The 11,991-nt window shown below is 67.0% G+C and carries 14 protein-coding genes; 12 read left to right on the forward strand and 2 right to left on the reverse strand.

The window, feature by feature from the left end:
• From WAN71_RS22530 to WAN71_RS22570, 9 genes are all read left to right on the forward strand, one after another.
• The coding region (locus tag WAN71_RS22530; protein WP_422227456.1) for a histidinol dehydrogenase at positions 1 to 340 on the forward strand (340 nt) is incomplete at its 5' end.
• The gene (locus WAN71_RS22535; protein ID WP_422227457.1) at positions 337 to 1,461 is read left to right on the forward strand and encodes a histidinol-phosphate transaminase; all 1,125 of its coding nucleotides are present in this window, start codon (positions 337 to 339) and stop codon (positions 1,459 to 1,461) included. The genes WAN71_RS22530 and WAN71_RS22535, both read left to right, overlap by 4 nt.
• Positions 1,458 to 2,072: an imidazoleglycerol-phosphate dehydratase HisB gene (hisB, locus tag WAN71_RS22540; protein ID WP_422227458.1), complete on the forward strand. Its 615-nt coding sequence runs from the start codon at positions 1,458 to 1,460 to the stop codon at positions 2,070 to 2,072. The genes WAN71_RS22535 and hisB overlap by 4 nt, the downstream gene beginning before the upstream one ends.
• Positions 2,069 to 2,689 carry an imidazole glycerol phosphate synthase subunit HisH gene (gene hisH, locus WAN71_RS22545; protein ID WP_422227459.1) on the forward strand — a complete coding sequence of 207 codons (621 nt, stop codon included), beginning with the start codon at positions 2,069 to 2,071 and terminating at the stop codon, positions 2,687 to 2,689. Before hisB ends, hisH begins: the two co-directional genes overlap by 4 nt.
• A gap of 2 nt (positions 2,690 to 2,691) precedes the next feature.
• A complete protein-coding gene (gene priA / locus WAN71_RS22550; protein ID WP_422227460.1) occupies positions 2,692 to 3,426 on the forward strand; it encodes a bifunctional 1-(5-phosphoribosyl)-5-((5-phosphoribosylamino)methylideneamino)imidazole-4-carboxamide isomerase/phosphoribosylanthranilate isomerase PriA in 735 nt (244 codons plus the stop codon).
• Positions 3,427 to 3,433: 7 nt separating this feature from the next.
• Entirely contained in the window at positions 3,434 to 4,246 is an 813-nt protein-coding gene (locus WAN71_RS22555; protein ID WP_422227461.1) for an inositol monophosphatase family protein, read from the forward strand.
• A complete protein-coding gene (gene hisF, locus WAN71_RS22560; protein ID WP_422227462.1) occupies positions 4,236 to 5,033 on the forward strand; it encodes an imidazole glycerol phosphate synthase subunit HisF in 798 nt (265 codons plus the stop codon). The genes WAN71_RS22555 and hisF overlap by 11 nt, the downstream gene beginning before the upstream one ends.
• Positions 5,030 to 5,380 (forward strand): phosphoribosyl-AMP cyclohydrolase, encoded by a 351-nt coding sequence (hisI, locus tag WAN71_RS22565; RefSeq protein ID WP_422227463.1) that lies wholly within the window; start codon positions 5,030 to 5,032, stop codon positions 5,378 to 5,380. Before hisF ends, hisI begins: the two co-directional genes overlap by 4 nt.
• Positions 5,381 to 5,487: 107 nt before the next feature.
• Positions 5,488 to 7,044 (forward strand): DUF222 domain-containing protein, encoded by a 1,557-nt coding sequence (locus tag WAN71_RS22570; RefSeq protein ID WP_422227464.1) that lies wholly within the window; start codon positions 5,488 to 5,490, stop codon positions 7,042 to 7,044.
• Between the two features lie 138 nt (positions 7,045 to 7,182).
• Here the strand turns inward: WAN71_RS22570 and WAN71_RS22575 are convergent, their stop codons facing one another.
• Positions 7,183 to 8,706 carry a serine/threonine-protein kinase gene (locus tag WAN71_RS22575; protein WP_422227465.1) on the reverse strand — a complete coding sequence of 508 codons (1,524 nt, stop codon included), beginning with the start codon at positions 8,704 to 8,706 and terminating at the stop codon, positions 7,183 to 7,185.
• Positions 8,707 to 8,730: 24 nt separating this feature from the next.
• Complete coding sequence (locus WAN71_RS22580; RefSeq protein ID WP_422227466.1) at positions 8,731 to 9,189, reverse strand: peroxiredoxin; 459 nt, start codon at positions 9,187 to 9,189, stop codon at positions 8,731 to 8,733.
• A gap of 63 nt (positions 9,190 to 9,252) precedes the next feature.
• Between WAN71_RS22580 and WAN71_RS22585 the strand changes: the two genes are divergently transcribed.
• The 3 genes from WAN71_RS22585 to WAN71_RS22595 form a co-directional block, all read left to right on the forward strand.
• Entirely contained in the window at positions 9,253 to 10,794 is a 1,542-nt protein-coding gene (locus WAN71_RS22585; protein WP_422227467.1) for an anthranilate synthase component I, read from the forward strand.
• Complete coding sequence (locus WAN71_RS22590) at positions 10,787 to 11,470, forward strand: TIGR02234 family membrane protein (RefSeq protein WP_422227468.1); 684 nt, start codon at positions 10,787 to 10,789, stop codon at positions 11,468 to 11,470. Before WAN71_RS22585 ends, WAN71_RS22590 begins: the two co-directional genes overlap by 8 nt.
• Before the next feature lie 85 nt (positions 11,471 to 11,555).
• A partial coding sequence (locus tag WAN71_RS22595) for an indole-3-glycerol phosphate synthase TrpC (protein WP_422227469.1) occupies positions 11,556 to 11,991 on the forward strand: 436 nt, incomplete at its 3' end.

The following is an 11,991-nucleotide window of genomic DNA, read 5'->3' on the forward strand; positions in this document are numbered from 1 at the left end:
CCGCACCGTCAATGCCTACGCCGCCGAACACCTGGAGATCCAGACCGTCAACGCCGATCAGGTTGCGGCGCGGATCCACTCGGCCGGCGCAATCTTCGTCGGAGCGTACTCACCGGTCAGCCTCGGCGACTACTGCGCCGGCTCCAACCACGTGCTGCCGACGGCGGGCAGCGCCCGGCATTCCAGCGGCCTTTCAGTGCAGACATTCCTGCGCGGCATCCACGTCGTCGACTACACCGAGGCGGCCCTGAAAGACGTTTCAGGACACGTGGTTACGTTAGCCAAGGCCGAAGACCTACCTGCGCACGGCGAAGCGGTACGGCGGAGGTTCGAGCGATGAGCAAACACCCGGCGCTCGACGACTTGCCGCTGCGCGACGACTTGCGCGGCAAGTCGCCCTACGGCGCACCACAGCTCGCGGTTCCGGTGCGGCTGAACACCAACGAGAACCCGCACCCGCCCACCAAGGCGCTCGTCGACGACGTCGTCGCTTCCGTGCGCGATGCTGCTGTCGACCTGCACCGCTATCCCGATCGCGACGCAGTGGCTTTGCGCCGTGACCTGGCCGCCTACCTCAGCACGCAGACCGGTGTCCAGCTTGGCGTAGAAAACCTCTGGGCCGCAAATGGGTCCAACGAAATCCTGCAGCAGCTGCTGCAGGCCTTCGGCGGACCGGGGCGCAGCGCGATCGGATTCGTCCCGTCCTATTCGATGCACCCGATCATCTCCGACGGCACGCGCACCGAATGGATCGAGACGCCGCGCGCCGCGGACTTCAGCCTCGACGCCCAGGCCGCCGTCGCGGCGATCGTCGACCGTGCCCCCGACGTGGTGTTCGTCGCCAGCCCCAATAACCCGTCGGGGCAGAGTGTTTCGCTGCCCGATCTGCGGCAACTGCTGGACGCGACGCCCGGGATCCTGATCGTGGACGAGGCCTATGGCGAGTTCTCGTCGCAGCCCAGTGCGGTGGCGCTGGTCTCCGAGTATCCGGCCAAGCTCGTCGTCACCCGCACCATGAGTAAGGCGTTCGCCTTCGCGGGAGGCCGGCTCGGTTACCTGATCGCCACCCCGGCGGTGATCGACGCGATGCTGTTGGTGCGGCTGCCATATCACCTGTCGTCGGTCACTCAGGCCGCCGCCCGGGCCGCGCTGCGGCACGCCGATGACACCTTGGGCAGCGTCGCGACGCTGATCGCCGAACGTGAGCGGGTGAGCGCAGCATTGAGCGGCATGGGATTTCGGGTCGTTCCCAGTGACGCCAACTTTGTGCTGTTCGGGCAGTTCGCCGACGCGCCGACAGCCTGGCAGCGCTATCTCGATGCCGGCGTGTTGATCCGCGACGTCGGGATCCCTGGGTACTTGCGCGTCACCACCGGACTGGCCGAAGAGAACGACGTCTTCTTGCACGCGAGCGCCCAGATCGCCGCCACCGAATTGGCCCAGCCCTTAGGAGCGTCATGAGCCTGCAGCGCCACGCCCGCGTGGAACGCACCACCAAAGAATGCGACATCGTCGTCGAACTCGACCTGGACGGGACCGGACAGGTCCACGTCGACACCGGAATCCCGTTCTACGACCACATGCTGACCGCGCTGGGCAGCCACGCCAGCTTCGATCTGACCGTGCGCGCCAAGGGTGATGTGGAGATCGAGGCGCATCACACCATCGAGGATACCGCGATCGTGCTCGGCCAGGCGCTGGCACAGGCCCTCGGCGACAAAACCGGCATCCGCCGGTTCGGCGATGCCTACATCCCGATGGACGAGGCCTTGGCGCACGCCATTGTCGACGTGTCCGGCCGGCCCTACTGTGTGCACACCGGTGAACCGGACCACTTGCGGCACTTCACAATCGCCGGTAACACCGTGCCCTACCACACCGTCGTCAACCGGCACGTGTTCGAGACGCTCGCGAATAACGCCCGCATCGCACTGCATATCCGCGTCCTCTACGGTCGCGACCCGCACCACATCACCGAGGCGCAGTACAAGGCCGTCGCCCGCGCGTTGCGTCAGGCAGTCGAAGCCGATCCGCGGGTGTCGGGCGTGCCGTCCACCAAAGGGACCCTGTGAAAGCCAAATCCGTTGTGGTTTTGGACTACGGCTCCGGCAATCTGCGTTCGGCGCAGCGTGCGCTGCAGCGCGTGGGTGCCTCGGTGGACGTGACGGCCGATCTGGACGCTGCTGCAGCCGCCGACGGGTTGGTGGTGCCGGGCGTCGGTGCTTTTGAGGCTTGTATGACCGGGCTGCGCGGGATAGGCGGAGAGCGCGTGATCGCCCAGCGAGTTGCCGGCGGGCGACCGGTGCTGGGTGTGTGTGTCGGCATGCAGATCTTGTTCGCCCGCGGTGTCGAATTCGGGGTGGAGACGAGCGGCTGCGGGCAGTGGCCCGGCGCCGTGACTCGGTTGGACGCACAGGTGATCCCGCACATGGGGTGGAACGTGGTGGCCGGTGCCCCGGGCACCGCGCTATTCAAAGGGCTTGACGCCGATGCCCGGTTCTATTTCGTGCACTCCTATGCGGCGCAACGGTGGGAAGGCCGATCCGAGGCGCTGTTGACGTGGGCCACTCATGGGGTGCCCTTCCTGGCCGCCGTTGAAGATGGGCCGCTGGCTGCCACCCAGTTCCACCCGGAAAAAAGCGGCGACGCCGGGGCTGCCGTGTTGAGCAATTGGGTTGAGGGGTTATAGAAGTGGGGTTGATTTTGTTGCCCGCCGTCGACGTGGTCGAGGGCCGGGCGGTGCGCTTGGTGCAGGGCCGCGCCGGCAGCGAAACCGAGTACGGCTCGGCGTTGGACGCTGCGCTGGGTTGGCAACGCGACGGTGCCGAATGGGTTCACCTGGTCGACCTGGACGCGGCGTTCGGCCGTGGCTCCAATCGTGAGCTGCTGGCCGAGGTTGTGGGCAAGCTTGACGTGCAGGTCGAACTGTCCGGCGGTATCCGCGACGACGATTCGTTGACGGCCGCACTGGCGACCGGGTGTGCGCGGGTCAACCTCGGGACTGCTGCGTTGGAGAATCCGCGGTGGTGCGCTCGGGTGATCGCCGAGCACGGCGACAAGGTCGCTGTAGGGCTGGACGTCCAAATCATCGACGGCGATCATCGGCTGCGCGGTCGCGGCTGGGAGACGGACGGCGGCGACCTGTGGGAAGTATTGAAACGCCTTGACAGCGAAGTGTGTTCGCGGTTCGTCGTGACCGATGTCACCAAGGACGGCACGTTGACCGGGCCCAATCTCGACCTGCTGCGAGCGGTCGCCGAGCGCACCGACGCCCCGGTGATCGCCTCCGGCGGCGTGTCCAGCCTCGACGATTTGCGCGCCATCGCCACGCTCACCGGTAGCGGGGTCGAAGGCGCAATCGTGGGCAAGGCGCTCTACGCCGGACGATTCACGCTGCCGCAGGCGCTGGCAGCGGTGGCAGGATAGGGCCGCAATGGATCTGGACGCGGACGTGGCCTCGTTAGTAGAGAAAGCGTCGGCGATCCTGGACACCGCCACAGAACCGTTCATCGCCGGTCACCGCGCGGATTCCGCGGTCAGCAAGCGCGGCGGCGATTTCGCCACCAAGGTCGATTTGGAAATTGAGCGCCAGGTCGTCGACGCGCTGATGAAGTCCACCGGAATCGAAGTGCACGGCGAGGAGTTCGGCGGCGCCGAGCTCGACTTGCCTTGGGTGTGGGTGCTGGATCCGATCGACGGAACCTTCAACTATGCCGCCGGTTCGCCGATGGCCGCGATTCTGCTGGGTCTGCTGCACGACGGAGATCCGGTGGCGGGCCTGACCTGGTTACCGTTCACCGGCGAGCGCTACGTCGCGGTCTCGGGCGGTCCGCTGATGAAAAACGGTGTGCCGCAGACGCCGTTGGCCAAGGCCGAGCTCACGGAATCGGTCATCGGTATCGGAACCTTCAATGCCGACTCGCGTGGCCGATTTCCCGGCCGCTACCGACTGGCGGTGCTCGAAGAGCTCAGCCGGGCGTCCTCACGGCTGCGGATGCACGGCGCCACGGGTATCGACCTCGCTTATGTTGCCGACGGGATTCTAGGCGGCGCAATCAGTTTCGGCTATCACGTGTGGGACCACGCCGCGGGTGTCGCGCTGGTGCGGGCCGCCGGTGGCGTCGTCACGAGCCTGGCCGGCGAACAGTGGACCCCCGATTCCCGTTCCGCGTTGGCCGCCGCCCCGGGTGTGCACACCCAGATACTCGAGATCCTGCGCAAGGTAGGACAACCGGATGAGTACTGAAGCATATTGCAACTCCAGCCTTGCGGTACGGGTGATTCCCTGCCTGGATGTCGACGACGGTCGGGTGGTCAAAGGCGTCAACTTCGAGAACCTCCGAGACGCAGGCGATCCCGTAGAACTTGCCGCCGCCTACGACGCCGAGGGCGCCGACGAGCTGACCTTTCTCGACGTGACCGCGTCGTCGTCGGGACGGGCCACCATGCTGGAGGTGGTGCGTCGCACCGCCGAGCAGGTGTTCATCCCGCTCACTGTCGGCGGCGGAGTGCGCACGGTCGCCGACGTCGACGTGTTGCTGCGGGCCGGGGCCGACAAGGTGTCGATCAACACTGCTGCCATCGCTCGACCCGAGCTGCTGGCCGAGATGGCCAACCAGTTCGGCTCTCAGTGCATCGTGTTGTCCGTCGACGCCCGCACTGTGCCTCCCGGCTCCGACCCGACGCCATCGGGTTGGGAGGTCACCACCCACGGCGGACGGCGCGGCACCGGCATCGACGCCGTCGAGTGGGCGGCCCGCGGCGCCGAGCTCGGGGTGGGGGAGATCCTGCTTAATTCGATGGACGCCGACGGCACCCAGGCCGGCTTCGACTTGGCGATGTTGCGGGCGGTTCGTGCGGCGGTGACGGTACCGGTGATCGCCAGCGGAGGCGCGGGTGCGGCTGAACATTTCGCGCCTGCGGTTGCCGCGGGTGCCGATGCGGTATTGGCCGCCAGCGTTTTTCACTTCCGGCAGTTGACGATTGGCCAGGTGAAGGCGGCTATGGCCGCAGAAGGGATCACCGTGCGATGACGCTGGATCCTGCCATCGCGGCACGCCTCAAGCGCAACGCCGACGGGCTGTTCACCGCCGTCGTCCAAGAGCGCAGCAGCGGCGACGTGTTGATGGTCGCCTGGATGGACGACGAGGCGCTCGCCCGCACCCTGGAAACCCGCGAGGGCACGTACTTTTCGCGGTCCCGCGGCGCGCAGTGGGTCAAGGGAGCGACTTCTGGCCACACCCAGCACGTGCATTCGGTGCGGCTGGACTGCGACGGCGATGCGGTGCTGCTCCTGGTCGACCAGGTCGGTGGCGCCTGCCACACCGGTGACCACAGCTGCTTCGACGCCGACGTGCTACTGGAGCCGGACGACGACTGATCTCTCGCGCGGCGGCACCGGGGGCAGGGTATCCACAGTCGAATTCTTCTCCACAAGCCTGCTTCTCGGAGCCTCCGCTGTCGGTCGCCCCGATTAGGATCGCGTACATGTTCGACGACTTGCCACCCGATGCCGCGGTGCTGGCGTGTGCCGATGACGCGACCGTGGTGGCGGCGATCACCGGGTGGGCCAAGGTGGAGGCGGCCGCAGCGGCGCGCCGGCTGGCCGCCACTGCCGAACTGATCCGCCGCCGGGCTGATGGTCCCACCGATTGCGCCCAGTGGTCGTGCGACAACTGGGATGCGATGGCCGCTGAAGTTGCTGTGGCACAGGGTACTAGCCACGGGATGGCGTCAGGGCAGATGTATTTGGCTGTGGCGCTGCGGGACCGGCTTCCCCGGGTGGCGGCATTGTTCGCCGGCGGCGCGATCAGCGCCCGGTTGACGGCGGCGATCGTGTGGCATACCGACCTGATCAAAGACCCCGATACGCTGCGGCTGGTCGATACGACGTTGGCTGAGGACGCGGCAAGCTTCGGGCCGCTGTCGGTAAACAAGACTGGGCAAGCCATCGATGCGGTGGTCGACCGGTACGACCCAGGTGCCTTGCGCCGCACCCGTGCTGCCGCGCGCGGCCGCGACGTGGTGATTACCCCGGCCGATGATCAGTCCGGCACCGCGGCCCTGTGGGGGTCGCTGTTCGCCACGGATGCCGCTGTATTGGACCGGCGGCTGTCGCAGATGGCCCACGACTTGTGCGGTGACGACCCGCGCACCATCGCGCAGCGCCGTGCCGACGCGCTCGGGGCGCTGGCCGCCGGGGCGCACCGGCTTGCGTGCGGGTGCGACAACGCCGCCTGCCCCGCAGCTATCGAAAGCGACCAGCGGGCGACGGGTGTGGTGATTCACGTCGTCGCCGAACGATCGGCGCTCAACGCTCAACCCGACCCGCACCTGTCAGGGGCGCGTCCGTCGCCAGTCATCACAGCCGACACACCACTGGTGCGGCCTCCCGAGCCCGAACCCGATGCGCTCTTTGACGGGGGCACCTCGCCCACCGCAGTGCTCACCAGCGGCGGGCTGCTACCCAATCCGTTACTGGGCGCACTATTTCGTGGTGGCGCGAAAGTCCGTCCGGTGTACCACCCCGGCGACGTGGTGACGCCCGAAGCCGGCTACCGGCCTTCGGCCACGCTGGACCGGTTCGTCCGTTGCCGCGACCTCACGTGTCGGTTCCCAAACTGCGACCGGCCGGCCGAGTTTTGCGATGTCGACCACACGGTTCCCTACCCGCTCGGACCGACGCACCCCTCCAATCTCAAGTGCCTGTGCCGAAAACATCATCTCCTGAAAACTTTTTGGATGACTTGGCATGACGTGCAACTGCCCGACGGCGCCGTAATCTGGACCTCGCCGACCGGTCAGACGCATACCACCCATCCGGGCAGTCGCCTGCTCTTTCCCGTGTTATGCGCGCCCACGGGTGAATTGGACACTGCCGCAACGGTATATCCGCTAACCGGCGAGCGCAGCATGGCGATGCCGAAACGCCGCCGCACTCGGGAACAAGACCGCGCCCACCGCATCAACGCCGAGCGCGCACTCAACGCGGCCCACGTCGCCGAACGCAGCCAACCGCCGCCCTTTCAGGAACGAGTTAGCTAATCGCCTGTCTGGCCAAGCCGGCGCAGGTGCTACTACGCATCAGCATTTAGCCGCTGAGGGAAGCAAAAGAGGCATTGCCGTTCCCCGGCCCGCCGATCTGCGACGAGATCGGGGTGCCCGACTTACGGGCGGCAGGTTCTAGCCAGTGCTCTCCAAACCATTGGCGGCGGCCACTGCTGCGCGCGCCCATTCGCTTTCTCGCACAGCGGGCCCGATGCGGTTGCGCCGGATGGCCTCGACGTTGGCAGGCGTTGTGTTGGGAAAATCTGTCGGCACGCGGAAGGAGAATCGGTGCTCTCCGGTGGCGACGGCGAGCAGGGCGTCGGTGTTACTGAACCCGTTGGCGCGCATCGTTTCCTCCGCCCACCTCAACGGGGTGAGCCCGGAGAAATCGTTGACATACGCCACCCAAAGGTGGACGTTGCGCTGGGTGAAGAGCTTCGAGATGGCGCCCTCCACCGAGGCGCGGCCGGCGGGGGTCAACACGCCTGACGGATCGGTGATGTACCTCGTCAGTTGGATCGACGTTGGCGCCACGGGGCCGCCGTTGCTGGGCTGGCTCGGGCCGGGGCTGGCGGCGTCGCCCGGCTGGTTCGTGGCGGTGTGGGGGCCGCTGCCCGGCAAGTGCGCATGGCGACGCATCAGATCCACGCCGACCACACCCGCCACCGCGAGCAGCACGAGCGTGGCGACGACAGTGGAGATCAGCACAGCCGGCCGCAGCCCGCGGTGTCGATCTTTCGCCTGGGTGGACTGCTGCGGTGCGGTGACAAGGGCCGTGGGGGCGACGGCCGCCTGGGCGGCGACCGTGTTCGCCACAGCGGCGCCCGGGTGGCCGGTGAGTGCCGTCGCGAAATCCGAACAGGTCGGGTAGCGATCACCGGGGTCCTTTGCCAGCACTTTGGTGATCACGTCGTTAAGTTCCGCGAGCTCGGGCCGTCGTTCGCCGATCAGTGGGGGCGGCGCGGATAGGTGTTGGGTGATGACCACTGCGGGGTTGGAATTTTGATACGGCGCGGCCCCGGTCAGCAGGTGAAAAGCGGTGCAGCCGAGTGCGTATTGGTCGGCCCGCCCGTCGATATCGGAACCCATGAGTTGTTCGGGCGCCGAGTAGGCCGTGGTCCCGACCACCATGTTGGTGGCGGTGAGACCGCTGATATCACCGATTTCTCTGGCAATGCCGAAGTCGGCCAACAAGATCCGCCGCGTCCGCGGATCGGCATCAGTCAGCAGGATATTGGCGGGCTTGACGTCTCGGTGCAGCAGTCCGCGTAGATGCGCGTAGTCGAGCGCCTCAGCGACGGCGGTGACGATCTCGAACACTTCGGCTTTCGGCAGCCCGGAGGAAAACCGGGTGCGCAGCAGTTCGGCGGCATCGGTTCCCTCGACGTAGTCCATTGAAAGCCATAGCTGTCCCTCGAACTCGCCGCGGTCGTGGATGCCGACGATGTGCGGATGCCACAACTCCGCGGCGATGTCGGCTTCTCGGCTGAATCGCTGCCGGTAGTCGGTGTCCGCAGTCAAGCTGGCGGGCAGCACCTTGAGAGCGTCTCGGCGGGGCAGCCGCGGATGTTGGGCCAGATAGACCTCGCCCATCCCGCCGGATCCCAACTGCCGCACGATCGTGTATCCGGCGAACACATCTCCGGGATTCAGCGGCATGACAGCATGTTACAAAGGCGACCGCTAGCTACGGGCCCGTAATGTCTGCAATGCCTTGTCGGCGTGAGTGTCCATGCTGACCTCGCTGGAGATCACGTCGAGCACCTTGCGGTCGGTGTCGATGACGAAGGTGGTGCGTTTGACCGGTATCAACTTGCCCAACAGCCCTCGCTTGACGCCGAACTGGGCGGCGACCGCGCCATCGGTGTCGGACAGCAGCGGGTAGTCGAAGCGCTGGGTGTCGGCGAATTTGGCTTGCTTTGCAACGGGATCAACGCTGATGCCGACCCGGTTGGCGCCCACGGCAGCGAATTCTCCGGCCAAGTCGCGGAAGTGGCAGGCCTCCTTGGTGCAGCCGTACGTCATCGCGGCCGGGTAGAAGAACAGCACCACTGGTCCATCGGACAGCAGGGCGCTTAGCCTGCGCGGGGTCCCAGTCTGGTCAGGAAGCTCAAAGTCGGCCACGGTGTCACCGGTTTTCATGGCGTCATACGCTACGCCGGGGGTCAATGCGGGATGTGGGAAGCCGGCTTGGAAGATGGACGGGTGCACGCCAACCTCGCCGCCGCCACCACCTCGCGCGATGATTTCCGTGCGCTGGTGGTCGGGCATCGCGTGGTGCCGGTGACCCGCAAGGTCCTGGCTGATGCCGAGACGCCGCTGTCGGCGTACCGCAAGCTGGGCGCCGACCGGCCGGGCACCTTTCTGCTGGAGTCAGCCGAGAACGGCCGGTCCTGGTCGCGGTGGTCATTCATCGGCGCCGGCGCGCCGTCGGCGTTGACCGTGCGGGACGGCGAGGCGGTGTGGCTCGGCGCAGTGCCCCAGGATGCTCCTACCGGTGGGGACCCGCTGCAAGCCCTGCGTGCCACGTGCGAGTTGCTGGCCACCCCCGCTGTGCCGGGGTTACCGCCGTTGTCCAGCGGCATGGTCGGTTTCTTCGCCTACGACCTGGTGCGACGGCTGGAACGGCTGCCTGAGTCGGCCGTCGACGACCTGAACTTGCCGGACCTGCTGCTGCTATTGGCCACCGACGTGGCGGCCGTCGATCACCACGAGGGCACCATCACGTTGATCGCCAACGCGGTGAACTGGAACGGCACCGACGAACGGGTCGACGAGGCTTACGACGACGCGATCGCGCGGTTGGACGTGATGACCGCCGCGCTGGGCCAGCCGCTGCCCTCGACCGTCGGCACGTTCACCCGACCCGAACCGCGGTACCGCGCGCAGCGCACGGTCGAGGAATACGGGAAGATCGTCGACTACCTCGTCGAGCAAATCGCGGCCGGCGAAGCGTTTCAGGTAGTGCCCTCGCAGCGCTTCGAGATGGCCACCGGTGTCGATCCGATCGACGTCTACCGGATGCTGCGGGCAACCAATCCAAGTCCCTACATGTATCTGCTCCATGTACCGAATAGCTTTGGCGGAACGGATTTTTCGATCGTAGGCTCCAGTCCGGAGGCGCTGGTCACCGTCACTGACGGGCGGGCAACCACGCATCCAATCGCTGGAACCCGGTGGCGGGGTCACACCGAAGAAGAGGATCAGCTGCTGGAAAAGGAGCTGCTGGCCGACGAGAAGGAACTCGCCGAGCACCTGATGCTGGTCGACTTGGGCCGTAACGACCTGGGCCGGGTCTGCGTGCCGGGCAGCGTTCGCGTCGAGGACTACAGCCACATCGAGCGCTACAGCCACGTCATGCACCTGGTGTCCACGGTGACCGGGATGCTGGCTGAGGGGCGCACCGCCCTGGACGCCGTCACGGCGTGCTTTCCGGCCGGAACGCTGTCCGGCGCCCCGAAGGTGCGCGCCATGGAACTGATCGAAGAGGTGGAAAAGACCCGACGCGGCCTCTACGGCGGTGTAATCGGCTACCTCGACTTCGCTGGCAACGCCGATTTTGCGATCGCGATCCGCACTGCCCTGATGCGCGACGGCACCGCCTACGTTCAAGCCGGCGGCGGCGTGGTGGCCGACTCCAACGGGCCCTACGAGCACGCCGAGGCGACGAACAAGGCCCGGGCGGTGCTCAACGCGATCGCCGCGGCGGAGACCCTGACCGCCCCGGACGCTGGCCAGGATGGCTGATGCCGCGCCCGGCCGCCCGGGTCGGCGGACCATCCGGATAGCACAGGCCCTGCTGGTGGTCGCCGCCGCCGGATTGTGGGCGGCATCCCGGCTGACCTGGGTCGACCTGCGGACATTCGACGGCCTGGGCCCGCCAAAGCTCGTCACACTGTCCGGCGCGGCATGGTCGTCGGCCCTGGTCCCGTTGACGTTGGTGCTGCTGGCCACCGCCGTCGCCGCGCTAGCTGTGCGGGGCTGGCCGCTTCGAGTGCTCGCGATCCTGGTGGCCGTCGCCAGCCTGGCGACGGGTTATCTGGCGATCAGCACGTTGGTCACCCCCGACGTGGCCGTGCGGGCCGCTGACCTCGCGCACGTCCCGGTGCTGTGGTTAGTGGGCAGCCAGCGGCTTTACCCCGGTCCGGTGATCACCCTGGCGACCGCGGTGGGCACGCTGGTCGGTGCCGTGCTGCTGATGCGTGCGGCGACCTCAGCTGATGGCGCTGGTACGAAATACGTGACGCCCGCGGCCCGCCGGACACGGCCGCAGCGCGACGAGAACATCATCTCGGAGCGAATGATCTGGGATGCCCTCGACGAAGGCGAGGACCCTACCCAGGACCCAACCGATCAACCGCAAGAGTCGGCGGCGCCGCCGGATCGCGATGCGCGGCACGACGCGGACACCGAGGGTCGGTGACGAAGCGCGCGCCGGCGGTCGCTACCCTTCCAGAGACGCCATCGATCTGCTGGCAGCCGTGGGCCAAAAGGGGAAAAGGACCGACATGAGTTCGGCAAGCGTGCTCGACTCCATCATCGAAGGAGTCCGCGCCGATGTTGCCGCTCGTGAGGCTGCCGTGGGCATGTCGGAGGTCAAGGCGGCCGCAGAGGCGATGCCGTCGCCGCTGGACGTCTTGGCGGCGTTGCGCGAGCCCGGTATCGGCGTGATCGCAGAAGTCAAGCGCGCCAGCCCGTCGGCGGGACCACTCGCGTCGATCGCCGACCCAGCCAAATTGGCGCGCGCCTACGAGGACGGCGGTGCGCGGATCATCAGCGTGCTGACCGAACAGCGACGCTTCAACGGCTCGCTGGACGATCTCGACGCGGTGCGCGAAGCAGTGTCGGTTCCGGTACTGCGCAAAGACTTTGTGGTCGGTCCGTATCAGATTCACGAGGCACGCGCGCACGGCGCCGACATGCTGCTGCTGATCGTCGCGGCGC

This window comes from Mycobacterium sp. (assembly GCF_049280035.1).
In the GTDB taxonomy this organism is placed as follows: Bacteria; Actinomycetota; Actinomycetes; order Mycobacteriales; family Mycobacteriaceae; genus Mycobacterium.

Coding starts and splice junctions, on each gene's coding strand:
- WAN71_RS22535 (WP_422227457.1), top strand. CDS start 337: ATGAGCAAACACCCGGCGCTCGACGACTTGCCGCTGCGCGACGACTTG.
- hisF (WP_422227462.1), top strand. CDS start 4,236: ATGAGTACTGAAGCATATTGCAACTCCAGCCTTGCGGTACGGGTGATT.
- hisB (WP_422227458.1), top strand. CDS start 1,458: ATGAGCCTGCAGCGCCACGCCCGCGTGGAACGCACCACCAAAGAATGC.
- WAN71_RS22575 (WP_422227465.1), bottom strand. CDS start 8,706: ATGCCGCTGAATCCCGGAGATGTGTTCGCCGGATACACGATCGTGCGG.
- WAN71_RS22555 (WP_422227461.1), top strand. CDS start 3,434: ATGGATCTGGACGCGGACGTGGCCTCGTTAGTAGAGAAAGCGTCGGCG.
- hisI (WP_422227463.1), top strand. CDS start 5,030: ATGACGCTGGATCCTGCCATCGCGGCACGCCTCAAGCGCAACGCCGAC.
- WAN71_RS22570 (WP_422227464.1), top strand. CDS start 5,488: ATGTTCGACGACTTGCCACCCGATGCCGCGGTGCTGGCGTGTGCCGAT.
- WAN71_RS22580 (WP_422227466.1), bottom strand. CDS start 9,189: ATGAAAACCGGTGACACCGTGGCCGACTTTGAGCTTCCTGACCAGACT.
- WAN71_RS22590 (WP_422227468.1), top strand. CDS start 10,787: ATGGCTGATGCCGCGCCCGGCCGCCCGGGTCGGCGGACCATCCGGATA.